The sequence below is a fragment of the Wolbachia endosymbiont of Aedes albopictus genome, from assembly GCF_024804185.1.
GTDB lineage: Bacteria > Pseudomonadota > Alphaproteobacteria > Rickettsiales > Anaplasmataceae > Wolbachia > Wolbachia pipientis_B.
On record NZ_CP101657.1, the window covers coordinates 300,027 to 322,380 of the forward strand.

Consider the following 22,354-nt stretch of genomic DNA (forward strand, 5'->3'; position numbering starts at 1 on the left):
GGTTATGCAAGAAGTCTATTATATTTCCTTCCCATTTGCTTAACTTTCTCTCTACTTTTTTGAATAAGGCCACTACTGGCATGACAAACATTCATTGTAGTCAATATCTGTTTTGTGTTGCAATATTTCACTTTTTTTGAATATGTCATGCGAGACCTTATCAGCTCTCTGCATTGATTGTGATCTGCAGTAATATAAGCTCTTCAATCCTTTTTTCCAAGCAAGCATGTGTATTTTTTGCAAGTAACGTTTATGTACGTTGGCAGGTAAGAACAGATTTACTGATTGAGATTGACAAATATGCGAAGTTCTATCACTTGCATGTTCTATAATCCATCTTTGGTCAAGCTCGTACGCTGTTTTAAATGTCAATTTTTCATGCTCACTAAGAAAATCTAAGTGCTGAACAGAACCCTCGTTTGTTGAAATTGAAGACCATATTTTATCATTGTCTTGATTTTTTTCTGCTAATAGTTTTTGCAAGAATTTATTTCGCACTACAAATGAGCCTGTAAGTGTCTTTTGTATGAATACGTTTGCTGCATATGGCTCTATTCCAGGAGAGGTATTGCCTGCAATAATGGAGATTGAGGCAGTTGGAGCAATAGCGAGCTTGTGTGTAAACCTTTCCATTAGATCAACTTCTTTGGCATCAGGACATGCCCCCTTTTCCTCTGCTAATTTTTTAGAAACTATATCTGCTTGCTCGCGTAAATACTTAAATATTTTTTTATTCCATTGTTGTGCTGTTACTGATTCAAAAGGAACCATTTTGCTTTGTAAAAATGAGTGAAAGCCCATCACGCCAAAACCAATACTGCGTTCTCTGGCTGCAGAATATTTTGCTCGCTGCATTTCATTCGGTGCTTTATTTATAAAATCTTCCAATACATTATCAAGAAAGCGCATTATATCTTCTATGAAGAGTTTATTGTCTTTCCATTCTTCGTAGTACTCAAGGTTTACGGATGATAGACAACACACAGCAGTGCGTGACTTATTCAGGTGATCATAACCTGTAGTTAAAGTTATTTCACTGCATAGATTTGACATCTTGATGTCTAAGTTGAGCTTTTTGTAAGATTCTGGCTTATTGTTATTTGTTGCATCAAGGAAAATAATGTAAGGTTCTCCAGTTTCAACCCTTGCTGTTAATATTTTGATCCATATATCCCGCGCTTTTACAGTTGAAATAACCTTATTGTTGTGAGGGCTTATTAAATTCCATTCTTGATCATTCTCAACAGCCTGCATAAATTTATCTGTTACTATTACAGCATGATGTATATTTAACGCTTTGCGATTTGGGTCACCGCCTGTTGGCTTGCGCAAATCCAGAAACTCTTCTATCTCCGGATGAGATACAGGAAGATAGACTGCTGAACTTCCTCGCCTTAAGGATCCCTGACTAATTGCGAGCGTTAGAGCATTTTGCACCACAATAAATGGTACAATTCCTGATGTTTTACCACTACCTTTTACACTTTCACCAATTGAACGTAAATTTCCCCAATAACTACCTATGCCTCCTCCACGTGCAGCAAGCCAAACATTTTCATTCCATAAGTCAACTATTCCCTGCAAGCTGTCTTCGGTTTCATTAAGAAAGCAAGATATAGGCAACCCTCTCTTGGTGGCACCATTGCTGAGTATTGGTGTTGAAGGCATGAACCACAAGTTGCTCATGTAGTCATAAAGACGCTGCGCATGTTCTTTATTATCAGAATAGTAATTAGCAATACGTGCAAAGAGGTCTTGGTAACTTTCATTTTCTATTAAATACCTGTCTGATAGAACTGCTTTTCCAAAATCGGTTAATTTGCTATCCTTTGCGTAATTAATAGTAATGTTATTCATAAAATTCCTTTTATTCTTTTATTATATATAGGTACTTAAAAGTCATTTTGAGCGATTTTTAAGTTGGGTTTTTCGGACTTTCTTGTTGATGCTGTAATGCAAACAAGATACCGTCAACCTGACTGCCATATATTTTACAGTAACTCATATAACTTATCTGCATATTTATTTTTTTTGCAACATGTTGAACATAACTTTCTGAGTGACGAAAATAGTCTCCTTTGTTTACAAAGTCAATACCTTCACCTTCCTTTCTTCTTATTAAACATATAATAACCCCTTTTTTGCTCGTAGATCTTTTTGCTAATTCCAATTCTTCTTGAAAGTCATGTAGATAATGTAGCACTTCAGCAAAGATAATTACATCATACTGCTGGTTTTTCTCTTGTTTAAGAAACTCTTTCATTTCCATATGTATTAATTCATTGTAAACAGGCTTACCTTTTATAAAGCACCCTCTTGCGATATTTAGCATTCTACTTGAAATGTCAATTCCTGTTATGTGGCTTCCAGTACTATTTATTTTCAAGAAATGACCACATATTCCAGTTCCACAACCAAGGTCAAGTATATTGAGCTCAGAAGTAGAGTTGTTGAAGATTTTTGTAATTATCATGTGTACAAGTTCATGCCCTCTATACTGTTTAGCAATCAACCAATGCTCAACAGAATATTCACCTGTGTAATCAAAATATTGTCTTATGAGGTTTTTTGGCAATTCTGTAATAGGCGCTGAGTTTGTCATTTTTTTTATATAGTAAGATGCCTCCTCGTGATCACTATCTAATTTTAGTGTCTGTGTTAAATAATTATAAGCTTTGTTAGTATTCCCTACCGCAAAATGACACCTTCCGATGTTATACCAGACTATGGATAAATGGGGGTAAAATATGCTAATTAACCAAAATCGTAACTTTGCATCTGATATGCTACCTTTATAAAAGTGATATAAACCGATTTCAATGTTGGCGTTTAACAGGTTCTTAGATTTTTTAAGAAGCACTGTCATTTCTTTATGAAGAGTATTATATTTATTCACAATGAAGTGTTTTACTTTCTTAATATTTAATACGCCAATAAGCTTAGACATACAATTTAAAGCAACATTTTTTATAAAAGAGAGATTACTTTTCATACATTAGAAATACTCCGAATGTTCATTATCATTTTTAGGCAATTGATTTTAACACATTTTATCTTACAAAATATCTTTTTCATTAACTTTTACTGTATATATAAGTTTACCGCGTATTTCTCAGATTGTACTGTTTAGGATTGCTAGTATATTACTGTTGATAATATAAGTAAATGTTTTGTACAAAAAGGCGTTGACATATTATTTGTTAGGTTATAATATATAAAAGATTAATTTAGTTTTTAGATGTTTGACAAGTTTTATGGTAGAGATTAATTTAATCTCAATTCAATTTTAATAATATTTAACTCTGCATATTCTGCATATAGTCGGATAAATAAATTATTAAGAGCACTTGATGGATGCCTTGGCGTTAAGAGGCGATGAAGGACGTGGCAGGCTGCGATAAGCTGTGGGGAATTGTCAACAAATTTTGATCCGCAGATTTCCGAATGGGGAAACCCAACTAGCTTAGCTAGTTATTACATACTAAGTATGTAAAGCAAACTTGGTGAACTGAAATATCTAAGTAGCCAAAGGAAAAGAAATCAACCGAGATTCTGTTAGTAGTGACGAGCGAAAGCGGAAAAGGCTAGTGATTTAAGAATAAGAATTAGAATACTCTGGAAATAGTAACCATAGAAGGTGATAGTCCTGTATAAGTAGAAAGTTTTTAAATCCTTGAGTAGAGCGGGGCACGTGAAATCCTGTTTGAATATGGGGGGACCATCCTCCAAGCCTAAATACTACTTAACGACCGATAGTGAACAAGTACCGTGAGGGAAAGGTGAAAAGAACCCCGGGAGGGGAGTGAAATAGAATCTGAAATCAAGTGCTTACAAACAGTTGGAGCTCTATATCAATTTATTGATATTTAGAGTGACAGCGTACCTTTTGCATAATGGGTCAGCGAGTTAATCTATGAAGCAAGCTTAAGCCGTTAGGTGTAGGCGTAGCGAAAGCAAGTCTGAATAGGGCGTTTTAGTTTTATGGATTAGACCCGAAACCAAGTGATCTAGTCATGACCAGATTGAAGGTGTGGTAAAACACACTGGAGGATCGAACCAGTTAATGTTGCAACATTATTGGATGAGTTGTGATTAGGGGTGAAAGGCCAATCAAACTTGGAAATAGCTGGTTCTCCGCGAAATCTATTTAGGTAGAGCGTTGTATGTATGTTGTTGGGGGTAGAGCACTGGATAGACTAGGGGGATTCACCGTCTTACCAAATCTAACTAAACTCCGAATACCAACAATTAATTATACAGCAGGCACACTACGGGTGCTAAGTCCGTGGTGGAAAGGGAAACAACCCAGATCACTATCTAAGGTCCCAAAATTACAGCTAAGTGGGGAAGGAAGTAGAAAAACCATTACAGCTAGGAGGTTGGCTTGGAAGCAGCCATCCTTTAAAGAAAGCGTAACAGCTCACTTGTCTAAATAAGTTTTTCTGCGCCGAAAATGTACCGGGGCTAAAGCTGTATACCGAAGATGTGAGTGCTTATTGATTTCGATCAATAGGCGCGGTAGCGGAGCGTTCCGTAAGTCTATGAAGGTGGTTTGTGAAAACTGCTGGAGATATCGGAAGTGAGAATGCTGACATAAGTAGCGTAAAAGAGTGTGAAAAACACTCTCACCAAAAATCTAAGGGTTCCTACGTTAAGTTAATCTGCGTAGGGTTAGTCGGTTCCTAAGGCGAGTCCGTAAAGGAGTAGTCGATGGCAATTAGGTTAATATTCCTAAACCTCTTAAGTGTGACGGGTTTCGTATTTGTATAGACCTTATTGGATTGGTTTATGCTTAAAAGAAGCTCCAGGAAATAGCACTTATATTTATGAGGCCGTACCGCAAACCGACACTGGTGGATGAGTAGAGTATACTAAGGTGTTGAAAGAATGATGTTGAAGGAACTCGGCAAATTATACCTGTAACTTCGGAAGAAGGGTAACCTGCTTTTAGGCAACTATGAGTAGGTGGCACAAAATAGGGAGTAGCGACTGTTTACTAAAAACACAGGACTCTGCAAACACGTAAGTGGAAGTATAGGGTCTGACGCCTGCCCGGTGCTGGAAGGTTAATAGGAGGGGTGCAAGCTCTAAATTGAAGCCCCAGTAAACGGCGGCCGTAACACTGACGGTCCTAAGGTAGCGAAATTCCTTGTCGGGTAAGTTCCGACCCGCACGAATGGCGTAACGATTTCTCCACTGTCTCCAACATCACTTCAGCGAAATTGAATTCCCCGTGCAGATGCGGGGTACCCGCGGTTAGACGAAGAGACCCCGTGCACCTTTACTATAGCTTTACATTGCTATTAAAAGTGTGATGTGCAGGATAGGTGGGAGACTTTGAAGTTATGGCGCTAGCTATAATGGAGTCAATCTTGAGATACCACCCTTTACACTTTTGATATCTAACTATGTTTCATTATCTGGAACTAGGACATTGTATGGTGGGTAGTTTGACTGGGGCGGTCGCCTCCTAAAAAGTAACGGAGGTGTGCGAAGGTAAGCTAGAGCTGGTCGGAAATCAGCTTGATAGTATAATGGCATAAGCTTGCCTGACTGCGAGGCTGACAAGCCAAGCAGAGACGAAAGTCGGTCATAGTGATCCGGTGATTCTGTATGGAAGGGTCATCGCTCAACGGATAAAAGGTACGCCGGGGATAACAGGCTGATGGTGTTCGAGCGTTCATAGCGACAACACCGTTTGGCACCTCGATGTCGACTCATCACATCCTGGGGCTGAAGAAGGTCCCAAGGGTTCGGCTGTTCGCCGATTAAAGTGATACGTGAGTTGGGTTTAGAACGTCGTGAGACAGTTCGGTTTCTATCTGCCGTGGGTGAAGGAAATTTGAGAAGGTCTGACTCTAGTACGAGAGGACCGAGATGGATATACCTCTGGTGTACCAGCTGTTATGCCAATAGCATCGCTGGGTGGCTATGTATAGATGGGATAATTGCTGAAAGCATATAAGCAAGAAACCCTCTTCAAAAAGATTTCCCAATTAAGGCCGTGGAAGACTACCACGTTGATAGGCTAGGTGTGGAAGCATGGTAACATGTGAAGCTAACTAGTACTAATAGCCTGATTGATTTATTTGCTTTCTATATGTGTGTATGCAGTGTTAAATATTAAGTTAAAATTGTTAAGTTAGAAATTTTTATTGACTTGGTGGCTATAGCAAAAATGAACCACCCGATCTCATCTCGAACTCGGAAGTGAAACTTTTTAGCGCTGATGGTACTTGAAAAGGGAGAGTAGGTCGCTGCCAAGTTTATAAAAATTTCTTTATTTAACTAACCTCTGTTTTCTTACTAACCAAGTCTTCTACATTCGGGCTTAACATTTTTGACTCAGGTTGCCTGTTTTGTAGAAATAGGCCTTGTTTCATTGCTTCCAGCCATTGTGTTTGATTAAATGACTTCTTAAAACTATCGAAGCCTTCTCTGTATTCACTTGTATGAATTACGCCTTCATTTTTAGTTATATCCCCTGCCATTAAACACCTATTAATCTATTTTAAAAATTTTGCCTATGTTATCATAAAAAATATAGTTGTAAATACCTTAATTGAGATTTTTTTTATTTTATCTTTTTTAAGCAAATAGTTAGATCTTTTTGTAAGTTTTTATAACTTGCTTGTATAATGTTTCTATGAGTTAGTATTATGTAGTAGTGCCCTATATTGCTTATATTTAAAATGCTAATTTTAGCAAGCATTCGTAATTGCCTTTTTATTTTATTTCTTTTTGCTGCCTTTCCGGCTTTTTTACTGATAGCCAGACCTACTCTAATAGTATGAGTGTACTTTTCAGGTTCTCTTTCTTTTATAGCGTACAGTGATATATAAAGCCCACGATAAAAAAGACTGCTGAATGCTAACTTATTTTTGAAAGCAAAGGAAAAATCTTTTTTTTTATACTTACTATGCGCATAATTTGTTACACCCTAATAAACGGCGCCTATTAAGGATTTTTCTTCCAGCTCTTGTTACCATACGTGAACGAAATCCGTGTCTGCGCTTTCTTATCAAATTTTTTGGTTGAAATGTTCTCTTCATTGTTTTTATATTAATATAATTATTTATTTTAAATTGTTTTACTTTATTGTCAAATGATGGTGAACTTATATGACATTTTCGTAGAATAAAATTTGATGCATGGGAAAATGAATTTGGTGATAGTCATACCTGTCCTACTAATCCTTTTATTTTGTTTTAGTAGGTTTCAAGAAGTAAATAAGGTTAAGTCTTATCTATATCTTAGTTGTGTATGGATGCTAGCTTGGTTGTTAGTACTCTATAATAATTGTTTTGTAACTTTTATTTCTATAGCGTTACTTTTTTTCATGCTTGCTTTTGTCTTTAAAAATAAAAGAAATAAGATAATAAAACTTTCGTTATTTGTGGCTTTGGCCATATCATTTTTTATCACTTTATTTATAATGCTATCTATTTTTATTCAATCCATTAATTTTTTTAATAAAGTAGCTATTTCAGAATTCTTGTTTTGCTTGAAATGGGGCCACAATGTAGTCACTATTAATGAAGAGAAGATAGGATGTTTTGGTATAGTGCCGCTTTTGGTGGGTACATTACTTATAACTATTATAGCAATGTTAGTTGTCGTTCCGCTTGGTTTATTTTCTGCAATATATATTAGTGAATATGCGAGTGAGAAAGTGCGTTATATTGTTAATACAACTTTGCAAGTTTTGTCTGCTATTCCTACGGTTGTATATGGATATTTCGCGGTTGTGTTTTTGTCTTTCTTTATAAAGCAGGTAGTAAATTTTTTTGGTTTAAGTATACACTCAGAAAGTGCCTTAGTTGCCGGTTTATCGATTGGGATAATGATTCTTCCTTTTATTATTTCTTTACTCGAAGATGCCATAAGATCTGTTCCAAAAAGCTTGCGTTATGGCTTCATGGCACTTGGCGCAACCCCAGCGGAAACTATATGGCATATAACAATACCTTATGCAATGCCTACAATTTTAAGTGCAATTTTATTGTCAATTTCAAGAGTGATAGGTGAAACAATGATTGTGCTAATGGCTGTGGGAATCAACGCAAATTTGACTTTTAACCCTCTTAATTCAGTTACTACCATTACCGTGCAGATCGCTACATTACTTACCGGAGATCAGGATTTCAATAGTGTGCAAACTCTTGCTGCTTATGCGCTTAGCTTAGTATTGTTTGTTATTACTTGGCTATTAAATGCATTTGCATTGTTTGTAATGAAGCGCAACTAGTAAGCGTTTTAATGTTGCAAAATTTCTATTAATAATATAAGATTTATTTTCTTTAGAAGTTCTTTTATGGAATTATAGTGTTAGGTGATAAAAATAAAGAGATGAATATAGGTAGAGCGATTAAGGTAACTCAAGCAGTTGTTGATATAAAATTTGAAGGTGAATTGCCTAAAATATTTAATGCTTTAAAAAGCAAACTAAAATATAATGATAAAGAGCTGGTTTTAGAAGTTTCGCAGCATATAGGTGACAATATAGTTCGTTGTATTGCTATGGATAGCACAGATGGCATATCAAGGGGGGATGAATTTGTTGATACAGGTGCACCAATATCGGTGCCAATTGGGCGTTCAACTTTAGGAAGGATTTTTAATGTTGTTGGAGAGCTTATAGATGAGTGCGGTCCACTGAAGGGAGAATATAACTTAGAGCCTATACACAGAGCACCTCCAAGTTTTACTGAACAGAGAATACAGGAAGAAGTTTTAGTTACGGGAATAAAAGTTATAGATCTTCTTGCACCTTATCTTAAAGGAGGAAAAATTGGCTTATTTGGTGGAGCCGGTGTTGGTAAAACAGTCCTGATAATGGAATTAATTAATAATATAGCAAAAGCTCATAAAGGATTTTCTGTGTTTGCCGGGGTAGGGGAGAGAACGCGTGAAGGTAATGATCTTTATCACGAGATGATCACTTCAAATGTAATAAATATAAATGAGCATGAAAAATCTCAAGCTGTTTTGGTTTATGGTCAGATGAATGAGCCTCCTGGAGCAAGGGCTAGAGTTGCTTTAACAGCACTTACTATGGCAGAGTATTTTCGTGACCGTGAAAACCAAGATGTTCTATTTTTTGTGGATAATATCTTCCGTTTTACACAAGCTGGTTCTGAAATTTCTGCTTTACTTGGAAGAATACCGTCAGCTGTTGGTTATCAGCCAACCCTTGCAACTGATATGGGTGCAATGCAAGAAAGAATAGCTTCAACAACTTCTGGCTCTATTACTTCTGTGCAAGCTATATATGTTCCTGCGGACGATTTAACTGATCCGGCCCCAGCAACTACATTCTCTCATCTTGATGCCACCACAGTGTTGTCAAGGCAAATAGCTGAAATGGGAATATACCCTGCTGTTGATCCACTTGATTCAACTTCTCAGTCTTTATCTGCTGAAATCATTGGTGAAGAACATTATAAGGTAGCTTCTGAGGTGAAACGTATATTGCAAACTTATAAATCACTGCAAGATATTATTGCAATACTTGGTATGGATGAGCTATCTGATGAAGATAAAATTATTGTTGATAGGGCTCGTAAGATTCAGAAATTTCTTTCTCAACCTTTTCACGTTGCAGAAATATTTACTGGTATGCCTGGTAAATTTGTTTCACTTTCTGATACTGTTTCCAGTTTTAAAGAGATTGTTGAAGGTAAATATGATCACTTACCAGAGGCTGCTTTTTATATGGTGGGGAATATAGATGAAGCAATAAAAAAGGCTGCAAGCTGAAGCTAAATAAAAGTTAAAGATTATGAATATTTTTAAAATACAATTTTTCTCTCCTGATGATCAAATTTCATTCAGTGGAGTGGTTTCTCTTTCAGCAACTGGGCTCGAAGGGGAGATTATGATTTTAGCTCACCATGCTCCTTACTTAATTTATTTATTGCCTGGTATGATTACTGTTAAAATGAGTAACCAAACAGAAAAGAAGGTTGTAATTGATAGTGGCGTATTAGAAGTTGCAAATAATAATTGTAGCATTATAACAAGTCAAATTCAGGTTTTTGATCGTGCAATTCATGATGAGAAATTGTTTAAAAATAAGAGAATTAGTATATATTTAAGTTATCTTGATGAGAAATTTCTTTCTTAGTTATTTTAGGCAAAAAGTCGGTCTTGTCATCCAAGTAGCCCAACTTTTGTCATCCAAGTGCTTTTTTTTCTGTCATCCAGTATTCTCTTTCCTGTCATTCCAGTGTTCACCTTTGTCATCCCAGTGCGTGACACTGGGATCTAGGTGTAAAAATATTTGTAAATCATGCAATTGGCAGGGGATTCTAGAAACATATGTCGAAAACAATTTCTATGATGAAATAAGCTGGATTCCAGTGTCGCGCACTGGGATGACAAAGGTGAACACTGGAATGACACCTTGCCTTACTGAACGTTCGTACAGTTCTGTAGCGGACACTGGGATAACACCATTTTTGTACTTTTGCCTTCAAAGATGACAATGTTTTGTAAAGATAGTTTTTTAATAGGAGATTAATATGGAAATTTTTCTTGATAGCGTTGATTTAAATGAAATTAAAGAACTAAAGGAGTTCATTGACGGCATAACAACTAATCCTTCTTTAATAGTAAAGTCCGGGTGTAAAGATAAATACGAGGATTTAGTGCGTGAAATATGCTCTATTATCAAGGGGCCTGTTAGTGTTGAAGTTGTTGCAAATAACCATGCAGATATGGTTAAAGAAGGCCTTAAGTTAGCGAAAATCGCTGATAATGTTGTGGTAAAATTGCCCCTTACATATGAAGGATTAATTTCTTGTAAAAAGTTGTGGACAGAGCGTAAAATACCTGTTAACATCACATTATGTTTTTCTCCTGGACAAGCACTGCTTGCCGCTAAGGCCGGTGCTTGTTTTATTTCTCCTTTTGTTGGTCGCCTTGATGATATAAGCTATGATGGCTTATCGCTAATAGAAGATATATGTACTATATATTCTAATTACGGTTTTGATACTAAAGTTCTTGTTGCATCAGTGAGAAGCCCAGCGCATGTAATAGAAGCTGCAAGGCTTGGTGCTGATTCAATTACTGTGCCAGCAAAAGTACTTAGACAATTAATCAATCACCCACTTACTGACCAAGGGCTAGCAATATTTGAAAAAGACTGGGGTGCAAAATAATAAACGGTCACTACTCTGAATTGGTTGACAAATTGGACGCTTGATAAGCGTAATTTGGAGCTTCTTGTGTAATGATTATATCATGAGCATGGCTCTCTCTTAATCCTGATGCAGTAATAGTAACAAATTTACAATTTTTTTTCATCTCTTCTATATTCCTATTACCAGTATACCCCATTGCAGCTTGCAATCCGCCAATCAACTGATGGATTACTCCTGAAGCTGGACCTTTGAATGGAACTCTTCCTTCCACTCCTTGTGGAACTAATTTGAGTTTTGAATCTTTATCTTGAAAATAACGGCTAGCTGAACCTCGTTTCATTGCACTAATAGATCCCATTCCTCGATAGCCTTTATATGCTCTGCCCTTATACATGATAATCTCACCTGGGCTTTCGTCAGTGCCAGCAAAAATCGAACCAATCATCACAGAGTCAGCACCAGCTGCAATAGCTTTTGCAACATCTCCTGAGTATTTTACCCCACCATCAGCAATTAGTCTGACGTTTCTTGCTCTACACGCCTCTGCAACATTCTTGATTGCAGAGAATTGTGGCACACCAACACCTGTAACTATTCTGGTTGTACAGATTGATCCTGGTCCTATTCCGACCTTCACTGCATCAACACCCGCATCAATCAACGCTTCAGCAGCCTCCTTTGTTGCAATGTTTCCGCCAATTAATTGCGTATTAGGATACATCTTTTTTATTTCCCTAATGGTATTGATAACGTTTTCGGAATGACCGTGAGCAGTATCCACAACAACTACATCAACTTCTTCTCCGATCAAAGCTTCACATCTTTCTATACCATCTTTTTTACCAGTGCCAATTGCAGCGGCAACTCTGAGCCGTCCTTTACTGTCTTTACATGAATTTGGGTATCTATTGTATTTTTCAATGTCTTTAACCGTAATTAAACCTATACAACAAGAATTTTCATCTACGACCAAAAGCTTTTCTATTCTATTTTCATGCAACAATTTCATTGCTGAGGCACTATTCACTCCCTGCTCCCGCACTGTCACTAACTTATCTTTTGTCATCACTTCGGAAACTTTTACATTCATGTTCTGGTCTTCAATAAACCTCACATCTCGGTTAGTTAAAATTCCAACTAACTTGCGTTGATTGACTACAGGAATGCCAGAATAATTGTGCTCTCTCATTAATGAAATTGCTTCCGCAACTGTTTTATCCGGTGAAATCGTGATTGGGTTATACACGATCCAACTTTCATATTTTTTCACCCTTCTTACTTCTAAAACTTGTTCATCTATTGATAAATTCTTATGTATGCAACCTATCCCTCCATGTTGGGCAATAGCTATTGCAAAGCCCGATTCAGTAACAGTATCCATTGCAGAGGATATGAGAGGGATATTTAGTTCTATATTATTTGTTAAATAAGTTTTTGTATCTGCATCGCGAGGCAATATATTAGAATAGGCTGGCAAAAGAAGTATATCGTCAAACGAATAACAAGCTTCCATTTTTTTCATAGGCTTTATTTAAAGCTTATACGCCAATTAATTAAATTGCAATAGGGCTTTTGCAAAATAAGCATTCTACATTATTTGCCAGCAAACAAAACTGCTCAATAGTTAAGTTTTCTGGACGTTCGTTTCCACTCAATTTAGCGTTTTCAAGGACAGTTTCAGTGTGGTTCGTTATATTTTGCAAGCTATTTCTCAGCATCTTTCTTCTTTGAGCAAAAACGGCACGTATTAATCTTGTTAAGATTTCCAAATTTACTGCAAACTTTGGGGTAGGCAAAGGATTTACTGTAATTACTGAAGAATGTACTTTTGGCCTTGGAAAAAACTCTTTAGGTTCAATATCAAATTCCTTTTTTATATCACATAGTAACTGGCTTAGCACTGATAAGGAACCATAATCTTTAGAATTGGGTCTTGCCGTAATGCGATCTGCTACCTCTTTTTGAAACATTAATGTCAAACTCGTAAAAAATTTTATATTATTCAACCACTTTAAAAATAACACTACTGAGATATTGTAAGGCAAGTTAGCAATAACTTTAACTGGGCGCTCTATCAGCTCTTCTTCTGTAACATGTAGTGCATCCTCTTCTATAATTCTATACTTTCCTTGATGCTCATTTAGCAGTTGGTCATGGTGCTTTACTAAATCTCTATCTTTTTCTATAGAAAGTAGAGACTTTGGATTATGCACCAATATTTCTCTTGTTAATGCACCATATCCAGGACCAATTTCAATGACATTAAAATTTTCCAGACTACCAGCTAAAGAGACGATTTTTTTTGTTATCTCACTCGATAAAATAAAGTTTTGCCCTAGACTCTTTTTTGGCTTCAGTAAAAATTTTCTCATATTATTTTCATTATATAGTATTTTAAAAATCAGTTGACTAAAATCCATTGATAATTGTATATTATTAATGTGTTTATGCCGGCTTAGCTTAATTGGTAGAGCACCTGACTTGTAATCAGGAGGTTGTCAGTTCAAGTCCGACAGCCGGCACTCTCACTAATAAGTAAAGTTGATGTCCTTTTTAATAGTAGCAAATTGGAAAATGAATGGAATGCGTTCTTCATTTGTTGACTTTATAGGCAAACTTAACAACAAGAGCAACGAAATTACCTCTAAATTAGTAATTTGCCCTCCTTTTACATCATTTCCAAGCAGTATAGAGTTGAACAATAATATTAATATAGGAGCACAGAATTGCCATCATAAAAAGTTCGGTTCTTACACAGGTGAAATTAGCGCAGAAATGTTAAAAGAACTAGGGTGTACTTACGTAATACTTGGGCATTCTGAAAGGGCCAATGAAAAAGATAGTGAAATAAAACTTAAGTCGGAAATAGCAATAGAATCAGGCTTACACCCAATTATCTGTGTAGGTGAAAATTCAGAAGATTATAAGAATGAAAAAACAGAAGAAGTAATAGAATATCAATGCAAAAACCGCTTGCCAACACACGGTGAATATACCGTAGCATATGAGCCAATATGGGCAATAGGCACAGGTCATATGCCAAATAATGATGCAATTGCTGAGGTGATAGAGGTAATAAAATTGTGTACTGGTAAAAAACACATTATATATGGTGGTTCAGTCAGTTCAGAAAATATAGAAAATTTGTTAAATATTTCAAATTTATCAGGAGTTTTAATTGGTAGTGCAAGCTTAGATTTCGATCACTTTTATAAAATTATACAACAAGTTGAAAAAAAGTTTTCTCTTATCAATTCTAAAATCAGCAACTAAGAATCCTATGACAAATGACATCATTTCAGTGTCAAGCATATATAGCTAACCCAAAAAAGATTTCCCTACGTCATACCGCGATTCATTCGCGGTATCTCAGCATAGATTCCGCTAACGAGTAGCGGAATGACGAATTTGTTGTTTTTCAAGTTGTAGGTAAACCTAAGCCACTTTAGCTATATCTGTACGAACATCTAGTAAAACGACATAGCTAAAGTAATCTAGAAAATTAACGATATTTTATTCCCTGGTGAACGCTCTATTCTGTTTTCCAACTCCAGTTCTAAAAGAGCCATTAGGGCTATGTTGGTAGAAAGTCCGCTTGCTAATATAAGTTCATCTATATCAACAGGTACAGAGTTAATATGATCAACTATAACAGATTTTGCCTGTTGTAATTTTTCTTGTTTTTGGTTAACAGAATGGTGCTCAACATCAAATAGGTTTTTTTGCTGCGGAGGTAAACTAAACCTAATACTCTCTATTATGTCATCAGCGGATTCGATAAGCTTAGCACCGTTTTTAATTAAATAATTACTACCACTACAGCGTGAATCTAAAGGGAAACCAGAAACTGCAAACACCTCTCTCCCTTGATTTAAAGCAAAATCTGCTGTTATTAGAGAGCCAGAACGTTTCGATGCTTCAATCACTACAACACCCAGCGATAGGCCAGATATAATTCGATTCCTTTGAGGAAAATATTGAGGCTTTGGTTTAGTAGCAAATGGAAGCTCAGTGATTACTAACCCACCGTTCCCAGTGATTTTTTTGTATAGATCAAAATTCTCTTTTGGATACACCACATCAATTCCGCTTGCTGTAACAGCAATAGTGGGATGATTTTTGTATATTACACTGTTTGCTGCAGTATCGATTCCTTTTGCAAGTCCAGAAACAATAACAAAACCAGCTTCGCTTAAATCAAGTGTCAACTTATTGGCAAAATTTCTTCCATTCATTGAAGAGTTACGCTCACCGATTATTGCAATTATCTCACGGCTTAATAATGATATATCACCAAACGCAGTTATTACAGGAGGACAATTAGAGATATTTCTTAAAAGATCAGGGTAATCTGGGTCACATGCGGGTATAATTTTAGCTCCAATTCTTTCTGCATTATTGATTTCTTCTCGTGCATCTTGAATGCCATACACCTTATTATTAGCCACTCTATTGAGATATTTTAGCACCTCATCTAGCGATCCATGTGTTCTTAGTATACTAAAAAATTTTATTGGTCCTATAGTTCTAGCCAAGCTTAACCATACTTCTAATTCTTTGTTGTTCAATTTATTTATCTTCATAAAAGGCTTGAATTTCTTATCAATTTAGTGTACCCAAGATAATGCAAATATACAGTGTTTTATGACGCATTTTGTTACAGATAAATGCATAAAATGTAAATATACGGACTGTGTGGAAGTATGTCCCGTTGACTGCTTCTATGAAGGTAAAAACATGCTCGTGATTAACCCAGATGAATGTATTGATTGCGGAGTGTGCATACCTGAGTGTCCAGTAGATGCAATTGTAACTGATGATTCCATAAAAGATATTTTAGAACTAGATGAAGAGTTGCTGAGCAGCGAACAAAAAACTTTCAAGTTATTTTACGATATAAATGTAGAATACTCACAAAAATGGCCAAATATCACAGCTAAAAAGCAACCTCTCTATACTGCAGAAGAGTATAAGGAAAAAAAGGATAAAACAACTTATTTTGATGAAAATTTAGAATAATATTAAAAAAAAAGATTAAACTCCTTGCATAACCATATAAAAAACTAGCAACTCACTCTTCTTTGTCATTCCAGCGCGTGACGCACAATCGTACAAACATTGCAATTTGCAGGTGGCAGGTGGTGTCATGCAAGTAGCTGACACTGCCCTCCTTTGTCATCCGAGTAGCCCCTATGATGTCATTCCAGTGCCTCTATGATGTCATCCCAGTGCTTGACACTGGGATCCAGAAAAAAGAATGGTGTCATTCCAGTGTCCCTATGATGTCATCCCAGTGCTTGACACTGGGATCTAGCAAGCTTTGCTTGCAAATAAGTCTAATACACGTCGCGTTTTATGCCAAAACACAATTGGAGTTACATGCAAAATAGATCCCAGTATCAGCTACTCGGATGACAAAAAAAGGAGCACTGGGATGACACCATTTGTTGTACCTTAACAAACGTTCGTACAGTTATGCATAGGATAGAGCTATAGAATTTTTCAAAGCGTTTTTTCTATTGAAGATAAGAGCATCTTTTATATATGCTATATAGTAAAACATAGAATGCTTATGATTCCAACTATAGCAATTTTAAGTGGTGGGTTTTCTTGTGAGAGAGAAGTGTCGCTTATGAGCGGAAAAGCAGTGAAGAAGGCGCTCGATAGCCTTTCATATAATGCAATAGAAATAGATGTTGACAGCAATATTGCTGAAAAGCTTAAAAAAATTAATCCGGGCCTTGCTTTTATAGCTCTGCATGGACCTTATGGTGAAGATGGCTGTATTCAAGGTTTATTGGAAATCTTAGGTATAAAATATACACACTCAGGAGTCATGGCCTCTGCTGTTGCCATGAATAAAGCAATATCCAAACATATATTTCGGTTCCTGAACATTGATACCCCAAAAGGTTACATAATTAATCGAGAAGATGTACTAAAAAATAACATTAAAATTGATTATCCGTATGTCTTAAAACCAATCAATGAAGGCTCAAGTATCGGAGTACACATAATTTTCTCAAACAAGGATTACTTAAAATTAAAAAACATATTTGGTGTTATTCCAGCGCGTGACCAGGAAAAAGAAAAATGGATCCCAGTGTCAAATACTGGGATGACAAAAGACTATTCAAGAGACTTGATGATCATAGAAGAATATGTCCCAGGAATAGAGTTACATACTGCTGTATTGCTAGATGAAGCAATTGGCACTATGGAAATACGACCAAAAAATAAATTCTATGATTATGAAGCAAAGTATACAGATGGATTTGCAGAACATATATTTCCTGCTGAAATTTCTGACAATATATATAAAATGACCTTGGAACACGCACTGAAAATTCATCAATTTTTAGGCTGTAAAACTATTTCCCGCTCAGATTTCCGTTATAATCCCAAAAATAACACTTTAAAAATGCTTGAGATTAATACACATCCTGGCTTTACTGAGTTATCGTTAGTGCCAGAAATTGCAAAATTGGCAAAAGGAATCAATTTTAATGAATTAGTTAAAATTATTATTGAAGATAGTTTGCAGCACAAAAATATTAGGGATTTAAGTCATGTTGAGCAGTATTACTAGAAGCCAAAGGAGTTTTTTGCGTAAGTGTGCCTTGGTTATTATCACAGCACTTTTTCTTACGCTAATACTCTACAGCTCACTTGATAAAATAATAAATCGATTTAATTACTACTTTACTTGTTGTAATGACTGCCTATCTAGTTTATTACTCAGTAGTGGATTTTCAATCGACGAAGTAGTCGTGAGCGGCAATAAATTTACAAACAAAAAGGATATTCTAAGTTTGACAGATAGAACGCAACCTATCATGTATATATCACTTTCAAAACTTGCCGGTAACATACAATCCGTAAGCAGATGGATAAAATACGTAAGAGTTCACAGAATTTTGCCCAATACCCTACATATTAATATAGATGAGCATAAACCGTTTGCTCTCTGGAAAGATAATAACAAAACCTCGGTAATTGATTTCGAAGGCAAAGTGATCGTAGATGACTATCCAGTAGATGATCTTGTTGTAATTACAGGACAAAACTCGTTATCAAACCTAGAATTTGTTAGAGATGTGTTAGAGAGTAAAACTCAATTAAGTGACCACATTTCTTCTTTTGCTTATATAGGGAATAGAAGATGGAATATCATACTTGATAACGATTCCACAGTGAAACTGCCTGAAGATAACCCTTCTAGTGCATGGGACTATTTAAACCACTTACACAATACAACTGATTTTACTTTCAGCGATTGGAGTATTATTGATATGCGTATTGCTGATAAAATTTTTGTGAAGAGGTGATCTGCTGTCATCCAAGTAGCCTCCTTCTCCTGTCATCCCAGTAGCCCCTTTCTTGTCATCTAAGTAGCCTCCTTTTTTTTTGTCATCCCAGTGCCCAGACACTGGGATCCAGGTTTTTTAGAGCTATCATAGGATGACAGAAGCACACTTTGTCATCCGAATAGCTGACACTGGGATCTCATTTCGTAACTTCATAGTATAAATTATTTCAAATTGTATCTATTTGCAAATATAGTAATTTTGCATAAAAAATTAGATCCCAGTGTCACGCACTGGGATGACAAAAAAAGGAGCACTGGCATGACACCTGTAGCCCTACGTCATACCGCGATTCATTCGCGGTATCTCTTAACATAGATCCCGCTGCGGGATGACGAATTGCTTAACCGTCATGCCGCCACGAACCGTCGTTCCGCCGCGAACCATTATACCGCCGCGGCGCTAACAAGAGATCCCGCTGCGGGATGATGAATTGCTTAACCGTCATTCCGCCGCAAACCCTTATACCGTCACGAACCGTCATACCGCGATTCATTCGCGGTATCTCTTAACATAGATCCCGCTAACAAGCAGCGGGATGACGAATTGCTTAACCGTCATTCCGCCGCAGACCGTCATACCGTGATTTATTCACAGTATCTCTTAGCCGCTAACAAGTAGCGGGATGACGGTTGTCGTTTAGCCACAAACATTAAGAAATTTACCAAACGAAAAAAAAGGCAAAAGAAGCCCTGGTCATTGTCTATTTTCAGTATTTGGCGTTTTTTAAATCTTAAACACTGCAATTTAGCTGCTTTTAAACGCAACTCACCTTAGTTTAAATATTTAAGAAATTTACTAAGCAGAAAAAAAGGCAAAAGAAACCCCGCGTTAGCTAGTTGTCACTCTCTAATCCTGCAAATTGGCGTACTATACTGTCTTAAACGACTTATAAGCGCGTTTCAGCTTATGTAGGTAAAAACCCAGAAATGTTGTGAAGACATAAGGTGCACATAGTGCAAAAAATTAAAAATAAGACGCCAACTACGTTGTTTTCTTGCTGTTTAATCTGCACAGATGAGGATAACTGAATACCTTCAATATCATGATAAGGGGGCTGGCGAAACTTGTCAAGCAAGTTTTTTGTTTCTATTCCCAATAAAAGTTTGTTATATGGTTATGCAAGAAGTCTATTATAAATGAAATGAATGTGAAAAATATCTTATTAGCGTTTTTAGTACAAATGGTATTCAGTTTGCCGCTATTTGCAGCTGATCCTGTTTTGCTCAACTGCATTGAAACTCCAGAAATATATGACCTTGATGCAAGACCAAAAAATTTTAGCTCTTCAAACAATTTAAGAAGGAAACCTGGTTCTCCAAATAGTGCAACAGGAGAATTAATACACATAGTGGGTAGAATTGCTGATATAAACTTTTTACCAATACAAAATGCTGTAGTTTCTATATGGCACGCGAATTCACGCGGCGTGAACCATTACGATAAGAATATAGAGGATGATCCGAATTTTGCTGGATCAGGAAGGTTTGTAGTGAATAATCTTGGCTATTATAATTTTATTACGATAGCACCTGGTAAAATTGGTGATAGAGCTCCACATATTAACTTTCTAGTTCAACATCCAGATTTTTCAGAATTCACAACGCAAATGTTTTTTGCTGACCATAATTGCGATAATTGTGCTGATCCTGTTCTTGAAGATTTTGTTAGTAACGGGCTTGCAAGCCTTCTCATAACACCATTTACTTACAGTGATCAGGTCATAAAAACCTATACGTTTAACATTACCTTGGGCGGATATAATAAGTTCTCTAATAAAAGATGAAAACCCTTGCATGTAAGGGAGTCCATAGTAAACTTAAGTGTTATTGTACTTAGGATGTATATGAAAAATATCTTACTGATGTTTTTGCTATGTTTTATGTACAGTTTACAATTATTTGCAACGGAGATGCCAGCAATGAAAATAACAATTTCTAAAATTTCGCCCGACTTTAAAACAATAGTAATGGGTTTATTTGAGGACAACGAAACCGTAAATGATGGCGGAGTTTTGCAAAGAAAACAGATCATAGATAATATAAAGCAATTTAGCGATTTTAATGGAAGCTTTGGTGAATTTTCTTCTACCATTTTACCAGAAGGAAAAAACGTTGTAGTTGTTGGACTTGGTAAGAAGGATGAATGGAATGAAAATAAAGAATTAAATATTGGTGGTAAAATATATTGTGAGCTAAGCAGATTAAAAATTAAGAAAGCAGCGATTTTAATCGAAGGTAGTGCAGCAAATGTTGCATATGGTGCGTTTCTGCGTAGTTTTAAGTTTGATAAGTATAAAACTAAAAAGGATGAGAAAATTACAGAGGTAGAGGAAATTACCGTATTAGTAAAAGATGAGCAATTAAGTAATGCTGAAAGATCATTTGAGCACTTAAGGCAAGAAGGTGAGAGTATATTCCTTGCGCGCTCTTTTATAACAGAGCCTCCTAACATTCTATATCCAGAATCCTATGCTGATCATATAAAAAAAGAACTTACTAAGCTTAGCCTTGAAATCGAAGTGCTTGATAAAAAGCAGATGGAAGAGAAAAAAATGGGAGCCTTGCTTGGAGTCGCACAAGGAAGTAGTAAAGAACCAAAATTAGTAGTGATAAAATGGAATGGGGCTTCTAAAGAACAAAAGCCAATAGCTTTTGTTGGTAAAGGTATAACGTTTGACACTGGTGGAGTATCACTCAAACCTTCACGTGGTATGGAGTCGATGAAATATGACATGGCAGGCTCTGCTGCTGTAGTTGGGGTGATGCATGCTTTAGCAGGACGAAAAGCAAAAGTAAATGCAATTGGCGTGGTCGCACTTGCAGAGAATGCAGTGGGTGGTAATGCTCAAAGGCCGAGTGATGTAGTAACTTCAATGTCTGGACAGACGATAGAAGTGTTGAACACCGATGCAGAAGGAAGGCTCATACTTGCAGATGCTTTATGGTATACGCAAGACAGATTCTCACCAAAATTTATGATTGATCTTGCAACTTTAACTGGTGCTATAGTGGTTGCACTTGGAAATAACGAATATGCTGGTCTTTTTTCCAACAATAATGAATTAGCAGATCGTCTGATTGATGCCGGAAATGAAGTAAATGAGAAGTTATGGCGTTTTCCTATGAATGAAACTTATGACAAAATCATTGATTCACCGATTGCTGATGTTCAAAACATCGCTCCTGCAGGTTCTGGTGGAGATAGCATAATGGCTGCACAGTTTTTACAGCGTTTTGTGAATGAAACTTGCTGGGCACATTTAGATATAGCAGGCACTGCTTGGCACGAAAAAGGTACTGACATTTGTCCAAGAGGAGCAGTAGGTTTTGGTGTAAGGTTACTTAATAAGTTGGTTGAGAAGTACTACGAAGCCAATGATTAAAGGTCTTTATACTAGATTTATGGCTTGGCTACATGAACGTTTATTTTCGAGGCGCAGCAAATGAAAGTAGCTGATACATATTTCTTTTTTTCTGGTCAAGCACTGGAATGATATCAAGGAGTAACTTTTTATTTAAACAATGATTATAATAAGAGATCTATTGAAATTTTAAAGTTATTAAATATTGACGCTATATACTTAAGTGTTAAAATAGAATGAGAAGTTTTTAGGAGTTTATATGGCAGCAGGTGGGAAAGCAAAAACAGCTAGTAAAAATAACCCTACTCAGCGTAAGAAGGCCGAGCAAAAAATGTATAAAGATAAACCGGTAAAACCTGTTAGATATATAGATCGTGACTCGCGCATGAATTATATGTCTGCTCAATATGACAACGGCAATCTGGTTGAAGATGAGATAAGCGGCAATCCTATAAAGTGGGAAGCTGTATAATAGT

At 36.3% G+C, this 22,354-nt stretch carries 22 protein-coding genes, 1 tRNA gene, 2 rRNA genes and 1 pseudogene; 16 read left to right on the top strand and 10 right to left on the bottom strand.

The features are described 5' to 3' along the window. Window positions 1-72: 72 nt before the first annotated feature. Both NHG98_RS01480 and NHG98_RS01485 read right to left on the bottom strand, forming a co-directional pair. Entirely contained in the window at window positions 73-1,857 is a 1,785-nt protein-coding gene (locus NHG98_RS01480; protein WP_096617763.1) for a ribonucleoside-diphosphate reductase subunit alpha, read from the bottom strand. A 58-nt stretch (window positions 1,858-1,915) separates the two neighbouring features. Then, a complete protein-coding gene (locus tag NHG98_RS01485; RefSeq protein ID WP_096617765.1) occupies window positions 1,916-2,992 on the bottom strand; it encodes a methyltransferase domain-containing protein in 1,077 nt (358 codons plus the stop codon). Between the two features lie 335 nt (window positions 2,993-3,327). On the opposite strand from NHG98_RS01485, the gene NHG98_RS01490 reads away from it, so the two are divergent. Further along, a 23S ribosomal RNA gene (locus NHG98_RS01490) occupies window positions 3,328-6,093 on the top strand. A gap of 66 nt (window positions 6,094-6,159) precedes the next feature. Then, a 5S ribosomal RNA gene (gene rrf, locus NHG98_RS01495) occupies window positions 6,160-6,266 on the top strand. 18 nt (window positions 6,267-6,284) lie between these two features. Here rrf and NHG98_RS01500 read toward each other — a convergent pair. The 3 genes and pseudogenes from NHG98_RS01500 to rpmH all read right to left on the bottom strand — a co-directional run bounded on the left by NHG98_RS01500 (window position 6,285) and on the right by rpmH (window position 7,052). Next, entirely contained in the window at window positions 6,285-6,491 is a 207-nt protein-coding gene (locus NHG98_RS01500; protein WP_096617212.1) for a hypothetical protein, read from the bottom strand. An 83-nt stretch (window positions 6,492-6,574) separates the two neighbouring features. Next, window positions 6,575-6,850 (bottom strand): annotated as a pseudogene (gene rnpA / locus NHG98_RS01505) (ribonuclease P protein component); the annotation flags it as partial. A gap of 67 nt (window positions 6,851-6,917) precedes the next feature. Then, window positions 6,918-7,052 carry a 50S ribosomal protein L34 gene (gene rpmH, locus NHG98_RS01510; protein ID WP_096617216.1) on the bottom strand — a complete coding sequence of 45 codons (135 nt, stop codon included), beginning with the start codon at window positions 7,050-7,052 and terminating at the stop codon, window positions 6,918-6,920. Window positions 7,053-7,159: 107 nt separating this feature from the next. On the opposite strand from rpmH, the gene pstC reads away from it, so the two are divergent. The 5 genes from pstC (at window position 7,160) to fsa (ending at window position 11,165) form a co-directional block, all read left to right on the top strand. Continuing rightward, the gene (pstC, locus tag NHG98_RS01515) at window positions 7,160-8,248 is read left to right on the top strand and encodes a phosphate ABC transporter permease subunit PstC (protein ID WP_096617218.1); all 1,089 of its coding nucleotides are present in this window, start codon (window positions 7,160-7,162) and stop codon (window positions 8,246-8,248) included. Between the two features lie 101 nt (window positions 8,249-8,349). Continuing rightward, the gene (gene atpD / locus NHG98_RS01520) at window positions 8,350-9,759 is read left to right on the top strand and encodes a F0F1 ATP synthase subunit beta (RefSeq protein WP_096617236.1); all 1,410 of its coding nucleotides are present in this window, start codon (window positions 8,350-8,352) and stop codon (window positions 9,757-9,759) included. 22 nt (window positions 9,760-9,781) lie between these two features. Beyond that, window positions 9,782-10,126 carry a F0F1 ATP synthase subunit epsilon gene (locus NHG98_RS01525; RefSeq protein ID WP_096617220.1) on the top strand — a complete coding sequence of 115 codons (345 nt, stop codon included), beginning with the start codon at window positions 9,782-9,784 and terminating at the stop codon, window positions 10,124-10,126. Further along, the gene (locus NHG98_RS01530) at window positions 10,107-10,484 is read left to right on the top strand and encodes a hypothetical protein (protein ID WP_259245476.1); all 378 of its coding nucleotides are present in this window, start codon (window positions 10,107-10,109) and stop codon (window positions 10,482-10,484) included. Before NHG98_RS01525 ends, NHG98_RS01530 begins: the two co-directional genes overlap by 20 nt. Before the next feature lie 39 nt (window positions 10,485-10,523). Then, complete coding sequence (fsa, locus tag NHG98_RS01535) at window positions 10,524-11,165, top strand: fructose-6-phosphate aldolase (protein ID WP_096617222.1); 642 nt, start codon at window positions 10,524-10,526, stop codon at window positions 11,163-11,165. 10 nt (window positions 11,166-11,175) lie between these two features. On the opposite strand, the gene guaB is transcribed toward fsa, so the two are convergent. Next, entirely contained in the window at window positions 11,176-12,669 is a 1,494-nt protein-coding gene (gene guaB / locus NHG98_RS01540) for an IMP dehydrogenase (RefSeq protein WP_096617224.1), read from the bottom strand. A 31-nt stretch (window positions 12,670-12,700) separates the two neighbouring features. Continuing rightward, a complete protein-coding gene (gene rsmA / locus NHG98_RS01545; RefSeq protein WP_096617238.1) occupies window positions 12,701-13,519 on the bottom strand; it encodes a 16S rRNA (adenine(1518)-N(6)/adenine(1519)-N(6))-dimethyltransferase RsmA in 819 nt (272 codons plus the stop codon). Window positions 13,520-13,596: 77 nt separating this feature from the next. On the opposite strand from rsmA, the gene NHG98_RS01550 reads away from it, so the two are divergent. Beyond that, window positions 13,597-13,669: transfer RNA gene (locus NHG98_RS01550), tRNA-Thr, on the top strand. A gap of 22 nt (window positions 13,670-13,691) precedes the next feature. Beyond that, window positions 13,692-14,420 carry a triosephosphate isomerase gene (locus NHG98_RS01555; RefSeq protein WP_096617226.1) on the top strand — a complete coding sequence of 243 codons (729 nt, stop codon included), beginning with the start codon at window positions 13,692-13,694 and terminating at the stop codon, window positions 14,418-14,420. Window positions 14,421-14,641: 221 nt separating this feature from the next. Here the strand turns inward: NHG98_RS01555 and dprA are convergent, their stop codons facing one another. After that, window positions 14,642-15,730, bottom strand: coding sequence for a DNA-processing protein DprA (dprA, locus tag NHG98_RS01560; protein ID WP_096617228.1), 1,089 nt, complete (start codon window positions 15,728-15,730; stop codon window positions 14,642-14,644). 61 nt (window positions 15,731-15,791) lie between these two features. On the opposite strand from dprA, the gene NHG98_RS01565 reads away from it, so the two are divergent. Beyond that, window positions 15,792-16,166, top strand: coding sequence for a ferredoxin family protein (locus NHG98_RS01565; RefSeq protein ID WP_096617230.1), 375 nt, complete (start codon window positions 15,792-15,794; stop codon window positions 16,164-16,166). A gap of 15 nt (window positions 16,167-16,181) precedes the next feature. Here NHG98_RS01565 and NHG98_RS01570 read toward each other — a convergent pair whose 3' ends face one another. After that, window positions 16,182-16,310, bottom strand: coding sequence for a hypothetical protein (locus NHG98_RS01570; RefSeq protein ID WP_259245477.1), 129 nt, complete (start codon window positions 16,308-16,310; stop codon window positions 16,182-16,184). Between the two features lie 32 nt (window positions 16,311-16,342). Between NHG98_RS01570 and NHG98_RS01575 the strand changes: the two genes are divergently transcribed. From NHG98_RS01575 to NHG98_RS01585, 3 genes are all read left to right on the top strand, one after another. Further along, window positions 16,343-16,537: a hypothetical protein gene (locus tag NHG98_RS01575; RefSeq protein WP_259245478.1), complete on the top strand. Its 195-nt coding sequence runs from the start codon at window positions 16,343-16,345 to the stop codon at window positions 16,535-16,537. A gap of 176 nt (window positions 16,538-16,713) precedes the next feature. Further along, window positions 16,714-17,736: a D-alanine--D-alanine ligase gene (locus NHG98_RS01580; RefSeq protein WP_096617232.1), complete on the top strand. Its 1,023-nt coding sequence runs from the start codon at window positions 16,714-16,716 to the stop codon at window positions 17,734-17,736. Beyond that, window positions 17,717-18,475, top strand: coding sequence for a cell division protein FtsQ/DivIB (locus NHG98_RS01585; RefSeq protein ID WP_096617234.1), 759 nt, complete (start codon window positions 17,717-17,719; stop codon window positions 18,473-18,475). The genes NHG98_RS01580 and NHG98_RS01585 overlap by 20 nt, the downstream gene beginning before the upstream one ends. Window positions 18,476-18,857: 382 nt before the next feature. Here the strand turns inward: NHG98_RS01585 and NHG98_RS01590 are convergent, their stop codons facing one another. Then, the gene (locus NHG98_RS01590) at window positions 18,858-19,010 is read right to left on the bottom strand and encodes a hypothetical protein (RefSeq protein ID WP_259245479.1); all 153 of its coding nucleotides are present in this window, start codon (window positions 19,008-19,010) and stop codon (window positions 18,858-18,860) included. Window positions 19,011-19,658: 648 nt separating this feature from the next. Here NHG98_RS01590 and NHG98_RS01595 point away from each other — a divergent pair. From NHG98_RS01595 to NHG98_RS01605, 3 genes are all read left to right on the top strand, one after another. Continuing rightward, window positions 19,659-20,300 (top strand): protocatechuate 3,4-dioxygenase, encoded by a 642-nt coding sequence (locus NHG98_RS01595; protein WP_096617713.1) that lies wholly within the window; start codon window positions 19,659-19,661, stop codon window positions 20,298-20,300. Between the two features lie 96 nt (window positions 20,301-20,396). After that, the gene (locus NHG98_RS01600; protein ID WP_259245568.1) at window positions 20,397-21,899 is read left to right on the top strand and encodes a leucyl aminopeptidase; all 1,503 of its coding nucleotides are present in this window, start codon (window positions 20,397-20,399) and stop codon (window positions 21,897-21,899) included. Window positions 21,900-22,137: 238 nt separating this feature from the next. Then, a complete protein-coding gene (locus NHG98_RS01605; RefSeq protein ID WP_017532424.1) occupies window positions 22,138-22,350 on the top strand; it encodes a hypothetical protein in 213 nt (70 codons plus the stop codon). Window positions 22,351-22,354: the final 4 nt, after the last annotated feature.